Annotated in this window: 18 protein-coding genes; 10 read left to right on the top strand and 8 right to left on the bottom strand. The window is 74.7% G+C overall.

The genetic code is table 11. From position 1 onward, the window contains the following. The 5 genes from FB455_RS22605 to FB455_RS22625 are packed head-to-tail and all read left to right on the top strand — an operon-like array spanning position 1 to position 5,671. A complete protein-coding gene (locus FB455_RS22605) occupies positions 1 to 1,572 on the top strand; it encodes an amidohydrolase family protein (RefSeq protein WP_145754939.1) in 1,572 nt (523 codons plus the stop codon). Then, positions 1,569 to 3,128 (top strand): lysine 5,6-aminomutase subunit alpha, encoded by a 1,560-nt coding sequence (gene kamD / locus FB455_RS22610; RefSeq protein WP_013286278.1) that lies wholly within the window; start codon positions 1,569 to 1,571, stop codon positions 3,126 to 3,128. The genes FB455_RS22605 and kamD overlap by 4 nt, the downstream gene beginning before the upstream one ends. Then, positions 3,125 to 3,877, top strand: coding sequence for a lysine 5,6-aminomutase subunit beta (gene kamE, locus FB455_RS22615; RefSeq protein WP_013286279.1), 753 nt, complete (start codon positions 3,125 to 3,127; stop codon positions 3,875 to 3,877). The genes kamD and kamE overlap by 4 nt, the downstream gene beginning before the upstream one ends. Continuing rightward, positions 3,877 to 4,269, top strand: a complete 393-nt coding sequence (gene kal, locus FB455_RS22620; protein WP_013286280.1) for a 3-aminobutyryl-CoA ammonia lyase — start codon at positions 3,877 to 3,879, stop codon at positions 4,267 to 4,269. Before kamE ends, kal begins: the two co-directional genes overlap by 1 nt. Positions 4,270 to 4,327: 58 nt before the next feature. Then, positions 4,328 to 5,671, top strand: a complete 1,344-nt coding sequence (locus tag FB455_RS22625; protein ID WP_145754940.1) for a glutamate mutase L — start codon at positions 4,328 to 4,330, stop codon at positions 5,669 to 5,671. A 444-nt stretch (positions 5,672 to 6,115) separates the two neighbouring features. Here FB455_RS22625 and FB455_RS22630 read toward each other — a convergent pair whose 3' ends face one another. From FB455_RS22630 to FB455_RS22645, 4 genes are all read right to left on the bottom strand, one after another. Then, a complete protein-coding gene (locus FB455_RS22630) occupies positions 6,116 to 6,898 on the bottom strand; it encodes an ABC transporter permease (RefSeq protein WP_013286282.1) in 783 nt (260 codons plus the stop codon). After that, positions 6,895 to 7,869, bottom strand: a complete 975-nt coding sequence (locus FB455_RS22635) for a daunorubicin resistance protein DrrA family ABC transporter ATP-binding protein (RefSeq protein ID WP_030272318.1) — start codon at positions 7,867 to 7,869, stop codon at positions 6,895 to 6,897. The genes FB455_RS22630 and FB455_RS22635 overlap by 4 nt, the downstream gene beginning before the upstream one ends. 68 nt (positions 7,870 to 7,937) lie before the next feature. After that, positions 7,938 to 11,048, bottom strand: coding sequence for a BTAD domain-containing putative transcriptional regulator (locus FB455_RS22640; protein ID WP_145754941.1), 3,111 nt, complete (start codon positions 11,046 to 11,048; stop codon positions 7,938 to 7,940). Between the two features lie 51 nt (positions 11,049 to 11,099). Beyond that, positions 11,100 to 12,404: a low temperature requirement protein A gene (locus FB455_RS22645; protein WP_225319578.1), complete on the bottom strand. Its 1,305-nt coding sequence runs from the start codon at positions 12,402 to 12,404 to the stop codon at positions 11,100 to 11,102. 133 nt (positions 12,405 to 12,537) lie between these two features. Here FB455_RS22645 and lnt point away from each other — a divergent pair, with 133 nt between their 5' ends. Genes lnt through FB455_RS22660 form a run of 3 tightly spaced genes read left to right on the top strand, consistent with a single transcriptional unit; the run spans position 12,538 to position 15,540 of the window. Next, entirely contained in the window at positions 12,538 to 14,133 is a 1,596-nt protein-coding gene (gene lnt / locus FB455_RS22650; protein ID WP_420063442.1) for an apolipoprotein N-acyltransferase, read from the top strand. A gap of 22 nt (positions 14,134 to 14,155) precedes the next feature. Then, positions 14,156 to 14,947 (top strand): polyprenol monophosphomannose synthase, encoded by a 792-nt coding sequence (locus FB455_RS22655; RefSeq protein WP_013286287.1) that lies wholly within the window; start codon positions 14,156 to 14,158, stop codon positions 14,945 to 14,947. Positions 14,948 to 15,000: 53 nt separating this feature from the next. Beyond that, entirely contained in the window at positions 15,001 to 15,540 is a 540-nt protein-coding gene (locus tag FB455_RS22660) for an FxsA family protein (RefSeq protein ID WP_013286288.1), read from the top strand. A gap of 314 nt (positions 15,541 to 15,854) precedes the next feature. Here the strand turns inward: FB455_RS22660 and FB455_RS22665 are convergent, their stop codons facing one another. Then, on the bottom strand, positions 15,855 to 16,196 hold the full coding sequence (locus tag FB455_RS22665) for an RNA polymerase-binding protein RbpA (RefSeq protein WP_007070998.1): 342 nt from the start codon (positions 16,194 to 16,196) through the stop codon (positions 15,855 to 15,857). A gap of 225 nt (positions 16,197 to 16,421) precedes the next feature. Between FB455_RS22665 and FB455_RS22670 the strand changes: the two genes are divergently transcribed. After that, the gene (locus FB455_RS22670; protein ID WP_013286289.1) at positions 16,422 to 17,903 is read left to right on the top strand and encodes a peptide MFS transporter; all 1,482 of its coding nucleotides are present in this window, start codon (positions 16,422 to 16,424) and stop codon (positions 17,901 to 17,903) included. Between the two features lie 6 nt (positions 17,904 to 17,909). Here FB455_RS22670 and FB455_RS22675 read toward each other — a convergent pair whose 3' ends face one another. Genes FB455_RS22675 through FB455_RS22685 form a run of 3 tightly spaced genes read right to left on the bottom strand, consistent with a single transcriptional unit; the run spans position 17,910 to position 21,107 of the window. Next, positions 17,910 to 18,500, bottom strand: coding sequence for a pyridoxamine 5'-phosphate oxidase family protein (locus tag FB455_RS22675; RefSeq protein ID WP_013286290.1), 591 nt, complete (start codon positions 18,498 to 18,500; stop codon positions 17,910 to 17,912). A 60-nt stretch (positions 18,501 to 18,560) separates the two neighbouring features. Further along, positions 18,561 to 19,742 (bottom strand): hypothetical protein, encoded by a 1,182-nt coding sequence (locus FB455_RS22680; RefSeq protein ID WP_145754942.1) that lies wholly within the window; start codon positions 19,740 to 19,742, stop codon positions 18,561 to 18,563. A 12-nt stretch (positions 19,743 to 19,754) separates the two neighbouring features. Continuing rightward, positions 19,755 to 21,107 (bottom strand): MFS transporter, encoded by a 1,353-nt coding sequence (locus tag FB455_RS22685; RefSeq protein WP_013286292.1) that lies wholly within the window; start codon positions 21,105 to 21,107, stop codon positions 19,755 to 19,757. Between the two features lie 73 nt (positions 21,108 to 21,180). Between FB455_RS22685 and FB455_RS22690 the strand changes: the two genes are divergently transcribed. Continuing rightward, a complete protein-coding gene (locus tag FB455_RS22690; RefSeq protein ID WP_235437406.1) occupies positions 21,181 to 21,843 on the top strand; it encodes a TetR/AcrR family transcriptional regulator in 663 nt (220 codons plus the stop codon). Positions 21,844 to 21,865 lie beyond the last annotated feature (22 nt).

Here is a 21,865-nt window from a genome sequence, read left to right on the forward strand (position 1 = left end):
ATGACGAACCCCTCGACGCTGTATCGCGGTGGAGTGCTGCACTGTCCGGCGGACCCGAGCGCGACGGCGCTGCTGGTGCGGGACGGGCGGATCGCCTGGTTGGGTACTGATGCGGAGGCGCCGCGGGCGGACCGGGTGGTGGAGCTGGGCGGTGCGCTGGTGACGCCGGCGTTCGTGGACGCGCACGTGCACGCGACCGATACCGGGTTGGCGTTGTCGGGGCTGGATCTGTCGGCGGTGCGGTCGGCGGGTGAGCTGCTGGACGGGGTGTCGGCGTTCGCGGCGGGTCTGCCGGGTGACGCGGTGGTGCTGGGGCACGGCTGGGACGAGTCGGCCTGGGCGGATCGGGCGTTGCCTGATGCGGCGGCGCTGGGCCGGGCGGCCGGTGGGCGGCGGGTGTATCTGTCGCAGGCGTCGATCCATTCGGCGCTGGTGTCGGCGGCGTTGCTGGCGGCGTGCCCGGAGGTGGTGTCGGCGGCCGGCTACGACGCGTCGGGGTGGTTGCGGCGCGACGCGCATCACGTGGCGCGGGCGGCGGCGTTCGCGTCGGTGTCGCGGGCGCAGCGGGTGGCGGCGCAGCGGCGGGCGCTGGAACACGCGGCGTCGCTGGGTGTCGCGGCGGTGCACGAGTGCGGTGGTCCGGACATCTCCGACGAGGAGGACTTCACCGGGCTGCTGGCGATCTCGGGGGCCGGGGTGCCGGAGGTGTACGGGTACTGGGGTGAGCTGCTGGGTGCGGCGAAGGCCCGGGAGCTGGGTGCGGTGGGCGCGGGTGGTGACCTGTTCGCCGACGGGGCGCTTGGGTCGCGGACGGCGCACGTGTCGGCGGCGTACCTGGACGGTGAGGCGGGGGCGTGCGGGCACGGGTACGTGTCGGCGGAGCAGGTTCGTGATCATCTGCTGGACTGCGCGGCGCACGGGTTGCAGGGCGGGTTCCACGCGATCGGGGACGCGGCGATCGGGACGGTGCTTGAGGGGTTCGGGCTGGCGGCGCGGTCGCTGGGTGTGGACCGGTTGCGGGCGGCCCGGCACCGGGTGGAGCACGCGGAGATCATGAGCAAGGCGTTGATCGCCGGGTTCGTGGAGTACGGGATCGTGGCGTCGATGCAGCCGGCGTTCGACAGGTTGTGGGGCGGCGCGGGCCGGATGTACGAGTCGCGGCTGGGGTTGGCGCGGTCGCTGGAGTCGAATCCGATGGGTGCGATGCACGGGGTCGGTGTGGCGTTGGCGTTCGGGTCGGATTCGCCGGTGACGCCGGTCGATCCGTGGGGGTCGGTGCGGGCGGCGGCGGCGCATCACAACCCGGCGCAGCGGATGAGTGTGCGGGCGGCGTTCGCGGCGCACACGCGCGGCGGGTGGCGGGCGGTGCACCTGGACAACGAGGGTGTGCTGGCGTTGGGGGCGCCGGCGACGTTCGCGGTCTGGGACACCCCGGCGGGCGTGGAGCGGGGGCTGCCTGTGGTGCTGGCGGAGGATCCGGAGTTGCGGGGTGCGGACGATCCGACGCCGCTGCCGGTGTGCCGGGCCACTGTGTTGCGCGGTGACGTGATCTATCAGGAAGGGTCTTCGTGACAGGGAAGCTTGGGCTGGATCCGGCGCTGGTGGCGCGGGCGCGGGAGTTGGCGCGCCGGGCCGGGCAGCCGGTGGTGGATCTGGCGCGCAGCCACACCACTGTGTCGGTGGAGCGGGCGGTGCTGCGGCTGGCCGGGGTGACCGGCGCGGACCCGGACGGCATTCCGTGGGTGAACCGGCTCGTGGACGCGGTGGTCGCGGACGTGGGGCTGGGGCACGGGGTGGCGGCGCCGGTGTTCGACGCGCTGGCTCGTGAGGGCATCGCGGATGTGACGTTGCTGGCGCAGAAGGCGGCGGCCGGGTCGGTGCGGTTCGCGCAGCCGTCGGGGAAGGCGGCGACTGCGGCGCGGCGGGCGTCGCGTAAGGCGGTGGCGGCGGGGATCCGCAGCATCGACCGGCGGCGCGCGGAGCGGGACCGGCTGGTGAAGCGGTTCGGGGATCCGGAGCGGCGGCCGTGGATCTACCTGATCGTGGCGACCGGTGACATCTACGAGGACATCCCGCAGGCGCAGGCGGCGGCGCGGGCCGGCGCTGACGTGATCGCGGTGATCCGGTCGACGGGGCAGTCGCTGCTGGACTACGTGCCGGAGGGGGCGACCCGGGAGGGGTTCGCGGGCACGTATGCGACGCAGGAGAACTTCCGGCTGATGCGGGCGGCGCTGGACGAGTCGTCGCGGGAGCTGGGCCGGTACGTGCGGTTGACGAACTACGCGTCGGGTCTGTGCATGCCGGAGATGGCGACGCTGGCCGGGTTGGAGCGTCTGGACATGATGCTCAACGACTCGATGTACGGGATCCTGTTCCGTGACATCAACCCGATCCGCACGTTCGTGGACCAGCGGTTCTCGCGGCAGGTGCACGCGCGGGCGGGCATCATCATCAACACCGGTGAGGACAACTACCTGACCACCGCGGACGCGGTGGACGAGGCGCACACGGTGACGGTGTCGCAGCTGCTGAACGAGTTCTTCGCGCACGAGGCGGGGCTGGCGGACTGGCAGCTGGGGCTGGGGCACGCGTTCGAGATCAACCCGGATGTGCCGGAGTCGTTCCGGTTGGAGCTGGCGCACGCGTTGCTGGCGCGGGAGTTGTTCCCGGACGCGCCGTTGAAGTGGATGCCGCCGACGAAGCACATGACCGGTGACGTGTTCCGGGGCAACCTGCTGGACGGGTTCTTCAACCTGGTGGGCACGATGACCGGGCAGGGGATCCTGCTGGTGGGGATGATGACCGAGGCGGTGGTGACGCCGTGGCTGTCGGACCGGGACATCGCGCTGCAGAACGTGCGGTACGTGCTGGGCGCGGCGGGCGGCCTGCACGAGGACTTCGTGCCGGCGCCGGGCGGGTTCATCCAGGAGCGGGCGCACCGGGTGCTCGGTGAGGCGGTGGACCTGCTGGAGCGCATCGGGGACCAGTCGTTGCTGACGGCGATCGCCGAGGGCACGTTCGGGATCATGAAGCGGCCGGCGGACCGGGGCAAGGGCCTGGACGGGGTAGCGCGGCACGAGGCGGACTACTACAACCCGGCCACGGAGATCCTGGAGCAACCCTCATGAGTGAGAAGACGGTCGTGCGGCCGTACGGGGACACCACCGGTGACGGCATGGTGCAGGTGTCGTTCACGTTGCCGGTGCCGCACGACAAGCGGGCCGAGGGCGCGGCGGTGCAGCTCGCAAACAAGATGGGCATGGACCCGGCGATGCTGGTGCACGCCAAGCCGATCGGTGACGGGTTCACGTTCTTCGTGGTGTACGGGCGGGTGAACCACCTGGTGGACCTGTCGAAGGTGCAGGTGGTGGAGCGTGACTATCCGCTGCTGTCGGCCAAGGAGGTCAACGCGGTGGTGAAGCGGCGGCTGCGCCGCAAGCTGTCGGTGGTGGGCGCCTGCATCGGCACGGACGCGCACACCGTGGGCATCGACGCGATCCTCAACGTCAAGGGCATCGCCGGCGAGAAGGGCCTGGAGTACTACCGGGAGCTGAAGGTCACGAACCTGGGCGCGCAGGTGAGCGTGCCGGAGCTGGTCGAGGCGGCCCGGCGGGAACGCGCCGACGCGGTGCTGGTGTCGCAGGTGGTGACGCAGCGTGATGCGCACCTGCACAACACGCGGGAGATGTCGGCGGCGTTCCGGGAGGCGATGCCGGCCGGGAAGCGGCCGCTGCTGATCGTCGGCGGGCCGCGGTTCGACGAGACGATGACCGGCGAGCTGGGCGTGGACCGGATCTTCGGCCGTGGCACCACCCCGGGCGAGGTCGCCAGTTACCTCGTCCACGCTTTGATCACCTCCAGGAAGGCGAACACCTGATGAGCGATCCCCGTGTCGGTCTGACAGTCACCCACCGCCGGTACGTGCCGTACTCCCACGCCCACTACGCGGGCAACCTGGTCGACGGGGCGTACGCGCTGGGCTTGTTCGGGGATGTGGCCACCGAGGTGTGCATCCGCACCGACGGCGACGAGGGGTTGTTCGCCTCGTACTCCGACGTGCAGTTCCGGGCGCCGATGAAGGCCGGTGACGTGCTGGAGGTGACGGCGACGGTGACCCGGGTGGGCACCCGCAGCCGCACCGTCGACTTCGCCGCGACAGTGGTGTGCCGGGGCCGCCCGGACAAGGGCGAGTCGGCCGCCGAGGTGCTCGACGAGCCGATCGTGGCGGTCACCGCGACCGGCACGGTGGTCGTGCCGCCAGCACCGTGAGCGCGAGGAGCGAGCCGGTGTTGCGAGCCCCACAGTCGCGAACGAAGGACAGCCCGGCGTGAGCGCGAGGCCGGTCGTCGTCTGCGCCGACGTCGGGTCGACGTACACGAAGGCCGCGGTGGTGGACCTCGACGGCGGCCGTCTGGTCGCGGCGGCGTCGGCGCCCACCACGGTGGGCACGGATGTGCTGCACGGCCTGGACGCCGCGGTCGGTGCGGCCACCGCGTCGGCCGGGGTCGCTGAGGTGCCCTGGTACGTGTGTTCGTCGGCGGGGGGTGGGCTGCGCCTGGCGGTGGTGGGTTACGAGCCGCTGGTGACCGCTCAGGCGGGCCGGCGGGTCGGTCTGTCGGCGGGCGCGAACGTGGTGCACGTCGCGGCCGGGCGGCTCGGTGGGGTGGACGTGGCGGCGTTGCGGGCGGCCCGCCCGGACGTGGTGCTGCTGGTGGGCGGCACCGACGGCGGGGACGCCGAGACGGTGACGCACAACGCGACGCGGCTGGCGAAGGCCCGCTTCCGGGTGCCGGTGGTCCTGGCGGGCAACGCCGACGTGCGTGCCGACCTGCACGCGCTGCTGGCGGGCGCGGGTGTGCCGGTGACGGTGGCCGACAACGTGCTGCCGCGCATCGGGGTGCTGGAGCCGGCGTCGGCGCGGGCGGCGATCCGGGAGGTGTTCCTGCGGCACGTCATCGGCGGCAAGAAGCTGTCCCGGGGTACGCGGTTCGCGCGGCTGGTCCGCGCGGCCACCCCCGACGCGGTGCTCACCGGCGTGGAGGTCCTCGCCGGGACGCTCGGCGGTGACCTCGCAGTGGTGGACGTGGGCGGCGCGACCACCGACGTGTACTCGGTGCTCACCCCCGACGAGCGGGACAGCGGCCCCAGTCAGGAGGTCGCCGGGACGCTGTGGCGGGCCCGCACCGTCGAGGGCGACCTGGGCATGCGGTGGAGCGCGCCGGGCGTGGTGCGCGCCGCGGTGGAGGAGCGGCTGCTCGACGCGGCCGAGGAGGCGGAGCTGACGGTCGCGGCGGCGGTACGGGCCGCCGACCCGGGGTTCCTGCCCGCCGGTGACGGCGAGCGGGCCGTGGACCGGCGTATCGCCTCGTTGGCGGCGACTGTGGCGTTGCGGCGGCACGCGCGGGGTGCGGCGACGGGGGAGCGGGCCGGGCGGGACCTGCGGGAGGTGAAGCTGCTCGTCGGCTCCGGTGGGGTGCTGCGGCACGCCGAGCCGGGCGACGCGGCGGCGGTGCTCGACGCGGTCCTGACCGACCACGCCGGCGGGTGGGCGTTGCCGCGGGCGGCCCGGCCGGTCGTCGACGCGGACTACGTGCTGGCCGCCGCCGGGCTGCTCGCCGAGGAGCATCCGGGTGCGGCGGCGGCGATGCTGCGGCACCATCTCGGCGCCTGACGCACGCCGCGAACAGGGCGGAAATCGAGACGCGCCGACGCGACACGCCGTGTCGCAACACACGACAGGCCCGGGTGGGTTGACAGCGGCGGGGGTCTACGCCGTACCGTCTTTGAGTCCTACCACGGGAAGCGGCTGTTGTTCGCTTCGTCCCTTCGTCCGCTGGCCGAGCGACCGGAAGGTTGCGGCGGCCAGGTCCAGCGGGCGGGGGTCGGCGGGGCGGCGCGAACCGGCCGCGGTTACCGGTGTACGGGCAGGGTGAGAGGCACGGCCAGTAGACAACGGCCAGGCGGGGGCAGCCAGTCCACGTCGGGTCGGTCCGAAGGTCGGCGCCGATCGTCTTCGCCCCACCGGCCGGGAAGGGCCTGGGAGCATCGGGGCGCGGCTTAGGCCGCGCCCCGATTTCATCCCCCCGATGTTCCCCGTGTCAGCGGCCGGCCCTCGTCAGCGGCCCAGCCGCCGGTAGCGGCGCACCGCCGCCGGGGCAGCCACCGCGATGAGCGCCAGCGGCCAGGCGACCGCCAGTTCCAGCGCGTGCCGGGCCGGCCACGAGTCCCCGCCCAGGCCCGGGTTGCCGAACAGGTCCCGGGCCGCCGCCACTGTGGCCGACAGCGGATTCCAGGCGGCGATCGCGCCCAGCCAGTCCGGCATCAGCTCCGGCGCCACGAACACGTTGGACAGCGCGGTCAGCGGGAACGCCAGCGGGAACACCACCACCGCGACCGTGTCCGGGTTCGGCACGAGCAGCCCGAACAGGATGCCCACCCAGGTCATCGCGACGCGCAGCAGCAGGATCAGCGCCACCGCCGCCAGCGCCGGGCCGACGCCCTCGCGCCACTGCCAGCCCACCAGCAGCCCGCACACCACCAGCGTGGTCATCTCCAGGCACGCGCGTACCAGGTCGGCGCTCGCGCGGCCGGACAGCAGCGCCGAGCGGGCCATCGGCAGCGACCGGAACCGGTCCACCACGCCCCGGCCGGCGTCCACAGCGATGGCCGACGCGGTCGCCCCGAGGCCGTAGAGCATCGTCATGACGAACACGCCCGGCAGCAGGAACTCCCGGTAGCTGCCGTCGCCCGGCACGGACATGCCGCTGCCGAACACGTAGCCGAACACCAGCACGAACATGATCGGCAGGCTGAAGTAGAGGATGATCTCCTCCGGGGCACGCACCACGTGCCGCATGTTCCGCCCGGCCATCAGCCACCCGTCGGCAAGCGCCCTCACGACGCCACCCCCACCCGCTGCGCGTCGGCGTGACCGCCGGTGAGCCGCAGGAACGCCTCGTCCAGCGTCGGGCGGCGGACCAGGACGTCGTCCACCGCGATCCCGGCGTCGTCGAGGGCCCGCAGCACGGCGGTGAGCACGGCGATCCGGTCGGCCACCGGCGCGTCGACGCGCCGCAGCTCGCCGTCCACAGTCGCGGTCGCGCCGGTGGCGCGTTCCACCACCGCCGCCGCGGCGGGCAGGTCCGCCGCGTCGCGGACCACCAGTTCCAGCCGGTCGGCGCCGATGCGGGCCTTCAGCCGCTCCGGGGTGCCCTCGGCCACGACCCGGCCGGCGTCGATGACGCACACCCGGTCGGCGAGGTGGTCGGCCTCCTGCAGATATTGGGTCGTGAGCAGCACAGTGGTGCCGTCGGCGACCAGTTCCCGCACCGCCGTCCACAGGCCGTTGCGGCTGCGCGGGTCCAGGCCGGTGGTCGGCTCGTCGAGGAACAACACCCGCGGCGGCACCACCAGGCTGGCCGCCAGGTCCAGGCGGCGGCGCATCCCACCGGAGTAGCCGCCCGCCGACCGGTCCGCGGCCTCGGTCAGACCGAACCGGTCCAGCAGCTCCTCGGCGCGGCGGCGGGCCCGGCGCGCGGACAGCCGCCGCAGCCGCCCGAACAGCACCAGGTTCTGCCGTCCGCTGAGCACCTCGTCGACCGCCGCGTACTGGCCGGTCAGGCTGATCGCGGCACGCACCCGGTCCGGGTCGGAGGCGACGTCGTACCCGGCCACCCTGGCCCGGCCGGCGTCGAAACGCAGCAGCGTGGTGAGGATCCGCACCGCTGTGGTCTTGCCCGCCCCGTTCGGGCCGAGCACCCCGTACACGGTGCCGGCCGGAACGGCCAGGTCGAAGCCGTCCAGGGCGGTGGTGCGTCCGTACGTTTTTCGTATCCCGTCGGCCAGTACGGCCGTCGCGTCGTCGGTCATGGGAGTCAGCGTCACCGGCGGCGCTGACCGGGCGCGTACCGCGCGCGCACCGGACGGCGCCGCGCCGGTCAGCGCCCGTCGACCAGCGCCAGCGCCCGCTGCCGGGGCAGGTCCGCGCCCCGGGCGTACGCGGTGGCGAACGCCGCCTCACCCAGGTGTTCCCGCAGCGTGACGGCGGTGGGTGTGCCGGCCGGGGCGTCTGCCGCGCCGGTGCCTGCGAGCAGCGCCGCCGCCGCGCCCAGCAGCCGGGCCGCCGACTCGTGGTCGCCGTCGCGCAGCAGCGGCCCGGCCAGCCCGTCCGCGGCGGCGGCCACCACCGGCACGTCCCACACGCCGACGCCGGCGGTGAGGACCTGCCGGTAGTGGGCGCGGGCCGCAGCCGGGTCGCCGGTGGCGTCGGCGAGCTGCCCGAGCGTCACCAGCGCCGCGAGCCGCACCACATCGGCGCCGAACCAGCCCGACGGGCATTCCGCGACCGCCCGTTCGCACAGCGTCCGCGCCCGCTGCGGGTCGCCGTCGCGGCGGGCGATCTCGCCGAGCCCCAGGTACGCGGCGGCGACCAGCTCCGGCGCGCCGGCCGGCCCGGCGATGCGCCGCACCCGCCGGAAGTCCTCGGCCGCGCCGGTCAGGTCACCGGCTGCCAGCCGCCCGTCGGCGCGGGTCCGCAGCAGTTCCGCCAGGTCCAACGTGGAGCCGAGCTGCTCGGCCAGCTCCAGCGCCTCCGCCATCGGCGCGGCCGCCGACGCGACGTCACCGGTGCGGTAGGCGGCCTCGGCGTGGGTGGACAGCGTCACGATCATGCCCCAGCGGTCGTCGAGGGCCCGGAAACCGGCCAGCGCGGCGTCCAGGTCGGCGCGGGCCTGGGCGTGACGGCCGTGCAGCAGACTGACCATCGCGGTGCCCAGCAGGCCCAGTGCCCGGCTCCACGGGTCGGTGCCGAGCAGCCGGTCCCGGACGGCCTGCTCGTGCAGCGCCGCCGCGTCCTGCGGCGACGGGGGACCGCTGGCCATGCCGGACAGGTACAGCAGGAACGGATGCCGGGGCGGCCGGGCCAGGGTCCACAGGATCCGCGACGCGGCGTCGACCTCGCTGCGCTCGCCGCCACCGGCGAGCGCAGCGATCAGCAGGCCCAGCGCGTACTCCTCGGCCACGCCGTCGGGCGGGCCGTCGAGCCGGTCGACCAGCCGCCGGGCCAGCGCGGCGCCCTCCCCGCGCAGGCCCCGCAGCCACCAGTAGAACGCCAGAGCCGCGACCAGCCGCAACCCGGTGGTGGTTTCGGCGTGCCGCAGCGCCGCGTGCAGGTCGTCGCGGGCGGCGTCGAGGCGGCGCAGCCACCGTTCCTGGCCGCCGCCGCGCAGGGCCACGTCGCCGGCCTGTGCCAGGTCCAGAAAGTACGCGGCGTGCGCGTCGCGCACCCGGCCGGTCTCGCCGTGCTCGGCCAGCCGGGCCGCCGCGAACTCGCGGATCGTCTCCAGCATCCGGTAGCGCCCACCGGTGGCCTCCACCAGCGACTTGTCCACCAGGCCGGTGAGCACGTCGAGGACGTCACCGGCGTCCGGCGCGCACACCGCCTGCACCGCGGCCAGGTCGGCGGCGCCGGCGAACACGCTCATCCGGGCGGCCAGCCGCCGCTCCGGCTCGTCGAGCAGGTCCCAGCTCCACCCGACGACCGCCTCCAGCGTGCGGTGGCGGGGCGCCGCGGTGCGGTCACCGCGGCGCAGCAGCCGGAACCGGTCGTCCAGCCGGGCCGCGACCTGCGTCACCGGCAGGGCCCGCAGCCGCGCCGCGGCCAGCTCCAGGGCCAGCGGCAGCCCGTCGAGGGTACGGCAGATCCGCAGCACCGCCGGGGTGGTGGCGTCGTCGAGGGTGAACCCGGGCGACACGTCGGCGGCCCGGTCGGTGAACAGCCGCACCGCCGGGTACGCGGCGGCCGCCGGCGGTGCGGCCGGCCCGTCCGGGGCGGGCAGCCCGCCGACCGGGCACAACGCCTCGCCGGTGAGGCCCAGCGGTTCCCGGCTGGTGGCGAGCACCCGCAGCCCGGGCGCGGCGGCGAGCAGCCGGCCGGTCAGCCGGGCCGCGTCGTCGATCACGTGCTCGCAGTTGTCCAGCACCAGCAGCAGCCGCCGGTCGGCCAGCGCCGCCACCAGCCGGCCGGTCAGGTCGGCGGGGCCGCCGGGGGTGCGCAGGCCGGCGTCGCGCAGGTCCAGCGCGGCCAGCACCGCGGGCGCGACCGGCGCGCCGGGTGCCACAGCGGCCAGCTCCACCAGGCACACCGGCCCGTCGTGGCCGGACGCGACGGTGGTGGCCAGCCGGGTCTTGCCGGCGCCGCCCGGGCCGTGCAGGGTGACCAGCCGCGCCGCGCCCAGCAGCTCGTGGACCCGCCGCAGTTCCGGTTCCCGGCCGACGAAACTGGTGAGCGGGCTGGGGAGCCGGGCGGGCGGTGCGGCGTCGTCGCGCAGCAGCGCCGTGTGCAGTGCGACCAGCTCCGCCGACGGGTCGGTGCCCAGTTCCTCGGCGAGCACCCGGCGGGCGTCGGCGTAGACGGCGAGGGCCTCGGCGCGGCGGCCGGCGCCGTGCAGGGCCCGCATCAGCTGCCCGTGCAGCCGTTCCCGCAGCGGATGCGCCGCCACCAGGTCCCGCAGCTCGGCGATCAGCGGCGCCCCGGCCGGCGCCAGCGCCAGCTCCGCCTCGACGCGGTCCTCGACCGCGGCCAGGCGTGCCTGGCGCAACCGGGCGGCCTCGGCGTCGGCGAACGGCGCGTCCGTCACGTCCGCGAGGGGTTCGCCGCGCCACAGGCCGAGCGCGTCGCGCAGCAGCGTCGCCGCGCCGGCCGGGTCACCGGCGGCGAGCGCGGCCCGCCCGGCCGCGGCCAGCCCGGTGAACCGGTGCACGTCCACCCGCTGCGGATCCACCGCCAGCCGGTAGCCGGCCGGGCCGAACTCGATGTGCGCGCCCGGCAGCAGTCGCCGCAGCCGCGACACCTGGGACTGCAGCGCGTTCGTGGCCTGCTCGGGCGGCCGGTCACCGTACACGCCGTCGACGAGGCGCTGCGGCGCAACGGTGCGGTCGGCGTCGAGGAGAAGCAGCACCAGCAGCGCGCGCAGCCGCCCGCCGGCGACGGGCAGCACGCTGCCGTCGGCCGCGTACGCCTGGGTCGCGCCCAGCACACCGAACCGCATGCGCCCGATTGTCGCCTGTCGCCGGTGACGCCCACACTCCCCACCCGCCGGTCACAGGTGGTGCCGCCGCCATTCGGACTGCTCCTGCTCGGCGGCGACCTGCTCGTCCAACGCGGTCCGGCGCACCCGGCTGCGCCACGGGTCACTCGAACGCAGGCCCAGCAGGACCACCGAGACGCTGGCCACCGCCAGGATCGCCAGCGCGGCCACCGCAGGCAGCCGGCCTGCCCACGGCAGTCCCACAGCCATCGCGACCACCACGGCGGTGGGTACCGCCGAAATCCGGTGCGTCGCGCGCACCCCCAGCGCCAGCAGCCCCGACACGTAGATGACCAACCCGGCGAACAGCACCCGGTTGTCCAGAGCGGCGGCGTGTTCCCGCCAGGGATCACCGCGCGGGTGGGAGATGACGGCGAGGTAACGCTTGAGGCCGAGGGCGAACAGGATGATCCCGGTGATCAGCGGCAGGTGCAGGTAGGCGTACGCGTCGCGGGCGAGCGCCGCCCGTGCGCGGACGTCGCGGGTGCGATGCAGCCGCTGCTCCAGCGCGGGCGCCAGGCTGTCGAAGTACAGCCACCACAGCGCCGCGATGATGGTGACGCCGAGCACCGACGCCACGATCACCGGCCACGTGGCCGGCAGGCCGGCGCTCAGCTTCGGCCCCAGCCCGAGCGAAATGATCGACTCGCCGAGCGCGATGAGCAGGATCAGGGCGTACCGCTCCGCCCAGTGGGCGGCGGACACGACTGTCAGCCCGGCGCTGGGGGCGAGGCCCCCCGAGGTGTACTCGATGCAGAGCGCGGCCAGCCACAACGCCAGCGGCAGCCACGTCGCCCAGGTCTGCCGGGGCGACTCGGGCAGGGCCGCGGTGGCGAGAATCAACGCCACGCTGATCAGCGGCGGCAGACCGAGGCGCACGGCGGTCCGTCCGCGGTGGCTGCTGCGGCTGAGGAACACCAGCACCTGGGCCGCCCGGATGACGAGATAGCAGCAGGCGAACAGGACCGCGGCGGGTGGCCCGGACTGCCGCTGCGCCGGCCCGTCGGCGAACGCCGCCGGCATGGCCAGGGTCAGGACGAACAGGGCCGCCACCGTCACCGCGCCGACGAGCGGCATCACCCCCTGGTCGGTACGGACGACGTTGCCCAGGGCGGCGAACGACACCCAGCACCACCACAGCAGCAACAGCAACACCAGCCCGGCCAGCAACGACCTGCCGCTCAGGGTTTCGGAGAGCACGTTGGTGACGTTCAGGAACGCGAACACGAAGACGAGGTCGTAGAACAACTCGACCCGGGTGACGCGGAAGCCGGGCGCGGTCGGCAGGATGCGACCCCGTCCCCGCTCAGCGCTCATGCTGCCGAGCATGGCAGCGGGCTCCGCCCGCCGGGGCGCTGTTGTCCGATCGGCGGCGCAGGGGCGCGGGCCGACGACCGGTACGGGCGGGTAGCCTTCGGCCCGTGATCGTGGGGAGAAGCCGGTGACGACGCTGGACCGGGAACAGCCGCGTGCCACCGACGGGGCACACGGTGACGGCGGCGCGCGTCCCCTGCCGCTGACGCTCGCCGTGCCGGCCGCCGTGCTGGCCGGGGTGGCGCTGCTGCTGGCGTTCCCGCCGTACGGGTGGTGGCCGCTCGCGCCGGTCGGTGTGGCGTTGCTGGCCGCCGCGGTGCACCGGCGGCGGCTGCGCGCCGGCGCCGGGCTGGGCTTCCTGACCGGGGTGGCGTTGTTCGCGCCGCTGCTGGAGTGGACGAACCTGCACACCGGCTACCTGCCGTGGGCGCTGCTGTCGCTGCTGCAGGCCGCCTATCTGGCGCTGCTGGGCGCCGCCACCGCCTGGGTGTCGCCGCTCGCCGACCGGCACCGGGCGGCGTGGCCGCTGCTCACCGGTGTGCTGTGGGTGGGGCAGGAGGCGCTGCGTGACCGCACCCCGTTCGGCGGGTTCCCGTGGGGGCGGCTGGCGTTCAGCCAGGACACCTCGCCCCTGCTGAAGCTCGCGGCGCTCGGCGGCGCCCCGCTGGTCACGTTCGCCGTCGCGGTCGCCGGTGGGCTGCTGGTCACCGCCGCGTGGCGGGACTGGCGGCGTGCGCCCGGGCAGTGGCGGCCCGTCGCCGGGCTCACCGCCGCGCTGGTGGCGCTGCTCGCCGCCGGTACGGCCGTGCCGACCGGGGTACGCGGCGCGGGCGACACCGTCACCGTCGCGATCGTGCAGGGCAACGTGCCGCGTCTCGGGCTGGACTTCAACGCGCAGCGGCAGGCGGTGCTGAACAACCACGTCGACGCGACGCTGGAGCTGGCGCGTCGGGTCGCCGAGGGCGGGCAGGACCGTCCGGACGTGGTGGTGTGGCCGGAGAACTCCAGCGACATCGACCCGCTGCGCAACCCGGGCGCGGGGGAGCGGATCTCCCAGGCGGCCGACGCGATCGGCGCGCCGATCCTGGTCGGTGCGGTGCTGGTCGGGCCCGGCCGGGGTGAGGTGCGCAACGCGGGGCTGCTGTGGCGGCCGGGCACCGGCCCGGATCTGGACCAGGTGTACACGAAACGGCATCCGGTGCCGTTCGCCGAGTACGTGCCGCTGCGGTCCATCGCCCGCAAGGTCAGCTCCCAGGTCGACCGGGTCCGGTCCGATTTCGTAGCCGGTGACCGTCCCGGCGTGCTGAACACCGGCCCGGCGGTCCTCGGCGACGTGATCTGCTTCGAGGTCGCCTACGACGGCATCGTCCGGGACACCGTCACCGGCGGCGCGCAGCTGCTGGTGGTGCAGACGAACAACGCCACGTTCGACGTGGCCGAGGCCCGCCAGCAGCTGGCCATGGTGCGGCTGCGGGCCGTGGAGCACGGCCGGGCCGCGTTGATGGCCTCCACGGTCGGTGTGTCCGGGTTCGTTTCCCCGGACGGGCGGGTAGACGGTGCGACCGGGTTCAACACCGCCGCGGTGGTGGTGCGGCAGATGGAACTCGGTAACGGGCGTACCCCGGCGACCACTGCCGGGGTGTGGCCGGAGGTGGCGCTGACGGCGCTGGCGGTCGCGGCCCTGGCCGGTGCGGCCGTGCTGCGCCGCCGCCGGGAGGTCGCTCCCGGCTGAGCCGACGAGAGGCGGTGCGACGGTGGGCGTGGCAGCCGACAGGCGGACGGTCGGCCATCCCGGGGTGGGGCGGGTCCTGGTGGTCATCCCCACCTACAACGAGGCCGACAACGTCGGGCGCATCGTCGCCCGGGTACGCGAGGCGGCGCCGGCGGTGGACGTCCTCGTCGCCGACGACAACAGCCCCGACGGCACCGGCGCGATCGCCGACACGATCGCCGACGGCGACCCGGGGGTGCACGTGCTGCACCGGGCCGGCAAGGAAGGACTCGGCGCGGCCTACCTGGCCGGGTTCGCCTGGGCGCGCACGCGCGGCTACGACGCAGTGGTGGAGATGGACGCCGACGGCTCGCACGCCCCGGAGGACCTGCCGGCGCTGCTGCACGCCGCCCGCGACGCCGACGTGGTGATCGGTTCCCGGTGGACCCGCGGCGCGCGGGTGCTGAACTGGCCATGGCGGCGGCTGCTGCTGTCCCGGGTGGGCAACCTGTACGCGCGGCTGGCGCTGGGCATGCCGGTCAGCGACGCCACCGGCGGCTACCGGGTGTACCGGGCCAGCGCGCTGGACGCGATCGACCTGGGTTCGGTGCGGTCCCAGGGGTACGCGTTCCAGGTGGAGCTGTCGCGGCTGGCGCACCGCGCCGGGGTGCGGATCGTGGAGGTGCCGATCACGTTCGCCGAGCGGGAACACGGCGACAGCAAGATGAGCCCGCTGATCGTGGCGGAGGCGCTGTGGCGGGTCACCCGCTGGGGGGTGCGGGACCGCCTGGCGACCGCGCCGTCACGCCCGGACGCGCTCGCGCGCTGGCCTTGAGCGAGGGCGTGTCATGCTTGAGGGGCGTGATGACCCCGGGCTGATGAGGTGAGATGCGCCGAGGACTGAAGTACGTACCACCGGCCCTGCTGCTGCTCGCGCTGCTGGAGCTGACCGTTTTCGTGCTGGTCGGCCGGGCCGTCGGGTTCGGCGTGGCGGTGCTGCTGGTGTTCGGGGCGTCCCTGCTGGGTCTGGTGCTGCTGCGCCGCGAGGGCATGCGGGCGTGGCGCGGCTTCCGCGCGGCGGCGCAGGCCGGCCGGCCGCCGGGCCCGGAGGTGACCGATGGGCTTGTCGGTCTGCTGGGCGCGCTGCTGCTGGCGCTGCCGGGCCTGGTCAGTGGCGTGGTGGGCCTGCTGTTGCTGGTGCCGCCGCTGCGCCGGCTGGCCGGTGGCGGGGTGCGCCGGGCCACCGAGCGCCGGGTGTCGTCGATGGTCGCCGGTGACCTGTTCGGGCCGCGCCGGGTGCGCGTGTACCGGGGTGCGCCGCAGCCGACCCCGGAGCCCGCGCCGGCCCCGTCGCCTGGTCCCGCGCCGTCGCCGCAGCCGGTCACCGACCCGGGCAAGGCCATCGAGGGCGAGATCGTCGACCGCTGACGCGCCCCCGCTGCGCCGTCAGCTTGATCAACTCCAGTTCGCCGAGGTGGTGGCATCGGACCGCGCCCGACCCCGCCGCCTCCCCGGGCCGGCGGCCCGGTCACCGGCCCGGCACCCGGATCGGCCCACGCGCGGCGGATCAGCAGCCCACAACCAACCCGCCCTCCCATGATCGGCACAAGTTCGGGGAGATGGCGGCATCAAGGCACGCTTGATACCGCCACCTCCCCGAAGTGGCGGGGCCGTGCCTGCCCGGGCAACGAAAAACGCCCCCGGGTGATCCCGGGGGCGTTTTCGGTCATTGCGGGAGGTGCTCAGGCACGACCGCGGCGGGTGCGGACCTCCTGGAGCCGCTCGGCGAGGATGTCCTCCAGCTCGGCGATCGAGCGCCGCTCCAGCAGCATGTCCCAGTGGGTACGCGGCGGCTTGGCCTTCTTCTGCTCCGGCTCGGTGCCGTCGACCAGACGGGCCACGCTGCCGTCGAACTTGCACTCCCAGGTCGTCGGGACCTCGGCGTCGACGGCGAACGGCACCTCGAACTGGTGGCCCTTGGCGCAGAGGTACTCGCGGGTCTGACGCGGCGCGAGCTCCGTGTTGCGGTCGGACTCGTAGCTGACCGCTCCCAGCCGGCTACCGCGCAGCATGCGCTCGCCCATGATCGACTTCCCCTCGTTCGTGGTGCTGGTCTTCAGGTGTAACGACCGGTCACCGCTCGCCCATTCCCCGGCCCGCGGCGGCAGGGCCGTACGCGGGTCGGGAGTGTCAAGGGTAACCGGCCATGACAGCTGCCCGGCGGGGTCGTCCCCGGCCGGGCCGAATCGGTGGAGTGTTTCGCCTGTCAACGGGGATGTTACCCACCTGTTTGCGTGCCGGAGGTGACGATGAGCAGTGACGCGCCGGTCGGGGCCCGACCACCAGCCGGGAAGACCTTCTTCGGTCACCCCCGCGCGCTGTCCACGCTCTTCCTCACCGAGATGTGGGAGCGGTTCAGCTTCTACGGCATGCGGGCGATCCTCGTGCTGTACCTGACCGCCGCGGTCGCCGACGGCGGACTGAACCTCGGCGAGTCCAGCGCCAACGCCGTGTACGGCACCTACAACGCCATGGTCTACCTGATGGCGCTGCCCGGCGGCTGGGTCGCCGACCGGCTGATCGGCGCGCGGCGCAGCGTGCTGTGGGGCGGCGTGGTGATCGCCGCCGGTCACTACGTGATGGCGATCCCCACCGGGTGGAGCGTGTTCGCCGGCATGGCGCTGATCGTGCTCGGCACCGGCCTGCTCAAACCGAACATCTCCACCATGGTCGGTGACCTGTACGAGCGGGACTCGCCGCGCCGCGACGCCGGGTTCTCCATCTTCTACATGGGCATCAACCTGGGCGCGTTCATCGCGCCGCTGATCACCGGCTTCCTCGGCGAGAAGATCAACTGGCATCTGGGGTTCGGCGCCGCCGCGGTCGGCATGACCTTCGGCGTGCTCCAGTACGTGCTGGGCCGCCGCAACCTCGGCGAAGCCGGTGCCCGCCCGGCGGACCCGCTGCTCGGCGCCGACCGGCGGCGCGCGCTGACCCGCGTCGGCGTGGCGAGCGTCGTGGTGCTCGCCGTCCTGCTGGTGCTGCTGGTGGCCGGCTGGTTCACCGTCGACACGGTGGTCAACCTGCTCACAGTGGTGACGGTGCTGGTGACAGTCGGCTACTTCGCGCGGATCCTCACCGACCGGGAGATCAGCGGCACCGAACGCAGCCGGATGAAGGCGTACGTGTGGCTGTTCCTGTTCGCCGCCTCGTTCTGGCTCATCTACGACCAGGCCGGGTCGGTGCTGAACATCTTCGCCGCCGACCAGACCGACCGGTCGGTGGGCGGGTTCACGTTCCCGGCGTCCTGGTTGCAGTCGGTGAACCCGATCCTCATCATCATCGGCGCGCCGCTGGCCGCCGCGCTGTGGCTCAAACTCGGCCACCGGGTGTCCACGCCCACGAAGTTCGCCGTCGGCCTGGTGCTCAACGGCCTGTCGTTCGTGTTGATGGCCGCCGCCGCGCAGGCCGCCGTCGGCGGCGACCTGGTCTCACCGCTGTGGCTCGTCGCGGTGTACGCGATCCAGGTCGCCGGTGAGCTGTCCCTGAGCCCGGTCGGCCTGTCCGCCACCACGAAACTCGCCCCGGTCAAGTACGCGAGCCAGATGCTGGGCCTGTGGTTCCTCGCCACCGCCGTCGGCGACGCCATCGGCGGTCAGGTGGCCCGGCTGGCCGGCACCTGGTCCCAGCCGGTCTACTTCCTGACCTTCGGGCTGGCCTCGGTGGTGCTGGGCCTGGCCGCGGTGATGTTCACCCGCCAGATCCGGCACCTGATGGCCGGCATCCACTGACAGCGCTCACCCCGCCGGGGTCGGCGGCAGCGGCAACGGCAGGCCGGGCAGCCCGTCGATGCTGGTGGCGACGTGGTCCTTGCCGGCGAAGTACGCGCTCAGCGACACGTCGTCCTCCCGGGCGAACCGCCGTTCGTGCAGGTCACGGTCGGCGTCGTAGGTCATGAACGGCACCGCGTAGCCGCAGGTGTCGCGGACCAGCTCGGCGCGCACCACGATGATCGCCCGCAGCCCGTGCGGACCCGGGTCGATGTCCGGGAAGTGGGCAAGCAGGCCGGGCCAGCGCGGGTCGTCGCGGAACACCGGCTCACCGCGCCCGTGCACCCGCACGATGTTCGGCGGGCCGGCGAACGCGCACCACATCAGCGTGATCCGGCCGTTCTCCCGCAGGTGGGCGATGGTCTCGGCGTTGCTGCCGGCGAAGTCCAGGTACGCCACGGTGTGCTCGTCGAGCACCGCGAAGCAGCCGCGCAGCCCTTTCGGGGACAGGTTGACGGTGCCGTCACCTGACAGCGGGGCGGTGGCCACGAAGAACATCGGCTGCGCCTCGATGAAGTCCCGCAGCCGCCCGTCGATGCGCTCGTACGTCTTTCCCATGCCCCGATCCTCGCCGCCCGACCGGGTGCGGCGCTGCCCCGTTCCCAGCCCGTGGCCGCCTCAGCCGGTACGCGTGCCGAGCCGCGCCAGCGCCGTCGCCAGATCGCTCACCTGGTCGGCGAGCTGCCCGGCCCGGCGCTGCGCGGCGTCCCGGTCGGCCTCGATCACCGCCGTCCGCGCGGCCAGGTCGGCCGCCCGGGCCTCGGCGGCGCTCGCGGCCCGCCGCGCGTCGGCCAGCTCCGCGGCGACCGCGTCCCGCTCGGCGGTACGGGCCGTAGCCTGCTCCACCGCGGCGGCCATGTCGGCACGGGCGCGCTCGACGGAAGCGGCAGCCTCGGCACGGGCTCGTTCCAGCGCCGCCTCCGCGTCGGCGCGTGCCGCGTCGGCGCGGTCCCGCTCGGCGAGGGCCTGCCGCGCGGCGGCGGCCTCGGCGTCGGCACGTTCGGCGGCGGTCCGGGCCGTGCGCTCCGCCTCGGCGGCCCGCCCCTGGGCGGCCTGCGCGTCGGCGCGCGCCCGGTCGGCCTCGGCGCGGGCCTGTTCGGCCCGGTCCAGGGCCTCGGTGGCGGATCGGGTGGCCCGCTCGGCGTCGGCCCGGGCGGCGGTCAGCTCGGCCGCGCGGCGGCGTTCGGCGTCACGTTCGGTGCGTACCGTGCGCAGTTCGTGCCGGGCCGCGTCGCGGTCGCGTTCGGCCTGCACCCGCAGCGCCTGCGCGGCACCCGCCTCGGCGCGCGCGGCGTCGCGGGCGTCCTCGGCCGCGGCGACCCGCTCGGTGGCGGCGGACGCGGTGGCCTCCGCCCGTTCGGCGCGTTCGGCGGCGGTGTCGCGGTCGGCGTACGCGGCGCGGGCCTGCTGCCGGTCCCGGGCCGCCGCGGCGGTCGCGTCCTCGGCCTCACGGCGGGCCTCGTCGCGTTCGGCGTGCGCGGCGGCGACCTGCGCCGACGTCTCCGCGCGCAGCTCGGCGAGCTGCCGCTCCACACCGGCCGGTGACAGTTCGGCGTGCAGCGCCTCGGTGAGCGTCTCCACGATCTGGTCGAGCCGGTCCACCGCCTCCCAGGTGCGCGCCACCTGCCCGGGCAGGCCGGGGGAGTTGCGGTGACGCATCCGCGAGTTGCGGGCGGCCCGCTGGCAGGCGCCGTCGTTGTCCCGGCAGTAGCGGAACGGGCGGCCCGCGCCGACGCGCTGCGGCACGTCGCGTCCGCAGTGGGCGCAGGGTCGGGTGTCGGTGGCGGGCTCGGCGTCCATCGGGGGCGAAGTCTATCCGGCGGCGTCCGCCCGGGCCGCGCCGTCGAGGGTGTAGCGGCGTTGGAGCAGCACGGCGACCACCATCACGGCGGCGGGCAGCAGCCCGAAGCCGTAGCGCAGCGCGTCCAGCGCGGTCGGGGACTGGGTCACGGTCTGCCCGGCGGTCGAGGCCACGAACCCGCCGGCGGCGAGGCACAGCGCGTACGCGTAGGGGCCGAGCGCGGCGCCGGTGGCCTCGGTGGCGGTCCACACCCCGGTGTACGTGCCGGCCCGCTCGGTGCCGCCTGCCGCGCGGATCACGTCGGGCAGCATCGAGAACGGCAGCAGTTGCATGCCGGCGAACGCCACCCCGAGCACCGCCACGGCGGCCACCAGGACCGGCAGTCCGGCGGGGCGGCCGATCGCCAGCACCAGCGACCCGGCGGCGAACGCGGCCTGCCCGGCGAGCAGGGCACGTTGCTTGCCGATCCGCCGCGCCACCGCCAGCCAGCCCGGGGTGACCAGCAGCGCGGGTGCGACGAACGCGGCCACCAGCACGGTGGTGAGTCCGGGGCGGCCCAGTTCGTACTCGGCGTAGTAGGGCACCCCGGCGAGCACCAGGTGGGTGGTGGTGGACATGGCCAGGTACGCGCCGACCAGCCAGCGGAACTGCCGGTCCCACAGGCTCGCCGCCAGCGCCCGCCACCCGCCCGGGCCGTGCGGCGGGGCCGTGTCGGCGGCGGTGCGGCGCAGCCGGCCGATCCCGGCGACGCCGACCAGCATCGCGGCGAGCATCCCGGCCGCCAGCACCACGCCCATCCGCAGGTAACCGTCGCGTGTGGCGTCGTCGCCGCCGGCCAGCAGCGGCGCGAGCAGTCCGGAGACCAGGATGCCGAGCGTCAGCACCACCATCCGGAACGCCATCAGCCGGGTCCGCTCGTGGTAGCCGATCCGCAGGTCCGCCGGGGTCGCCAGGTAGGGCACCTGGTACGCGGCGAACAGCAGGTTGCCGGCGACGAAGAAGACCGCCACCCAGCCGGCCGCGGCGGCGCCGGTGAGGCCGCCGGGCACCGCGAACAGGGCGGCGAACGCCAGCGGCAGCGCACATCCGGCCAGCAGCAGCCGGCGGCGGTGGCCCCGGCGGGCCTGCTCCACGTCGCAGCGGTGCCCGATCCACGGGTGCAGCAGCACGTCGGCGATCTTCGGCAGCAGCAGCGTGAGCCCGGCGAGCCACGGCGCGACCGCCAGCACGTCGGTCAGGAAGTAGAGCAGCAGCAGCCCGGGCACGGTGACCCAGACGCCCATGCCGAGTGAGCCGGTGGCGAACCCGACGAGCGGGCCGCGCGGCAGGGTGACCGCGTCGGAGCGCTGATCCAGCCCGGTCATGGCGGTCTCCTGTCCTCGGGGCGCGCCGCCCCCAATCCAACGGTTGCTGGATTGTAGGGGTAACAATGGCCGGATGACCATGCCTCGCCGCCGTCCGGGCCGGCCCCGCCGCGACGACCAGCGGCCGACCCGTGACCTGGTGCTCGCCGCCGCCACCGCCTTGTTCGCCGAGCGGGGCTTCGACGCGGTGAGCGTCCGCGACGTCGCCGCCGCGGCGGGGGTGGACGCGGCCACCGTCGTGCACCACACCGGCACCAAGGCGCAGCTCTACGACGCCTGCTTCGCCCGGGTGTTCAGCGCCGAGCGGGAGGTCATCGAGGCAGCAGGGGAACGCGCCCGGGCGGCCCTGGCAGCGGGCCCGCAGGACGCGCTGCGGGCGCTGCACGACCTGGTGGACGTGTTCGTCGACTTCCTGGAGGACCGGCCGGAGACGACCGCGCTGTGGCTGCGCCGCTGGCTGGAGCCGCAGCGGCACGGCGAGCTGGACCGCCGCTACGCCGCCCCGCTGTACGGGCTGGTCGAGGAGCTGCTGGTGGCGGCGTCCGGGGCCGGCGCGCTGACCGAGCCGACCCCGCACGTGACGGTGCGTTCCCTGGTCTGGGCGGTGCACGGGCACGTGGTGGCGCTCGCCGCCGGGACCGGCTCGGGGGCTCGGGAGCGCCGGGAGTTCCGGGCGTTCGTGCACCGATTCCTCGACGCGCTGTATGCCGGCGGCCCGGGAGACACCCGCCCTTGACGCCGGCCCGCGCTCCGGGGAT

The organism is Micromonospora sp. CNZ296 (genome assembly GCF_007827635.1).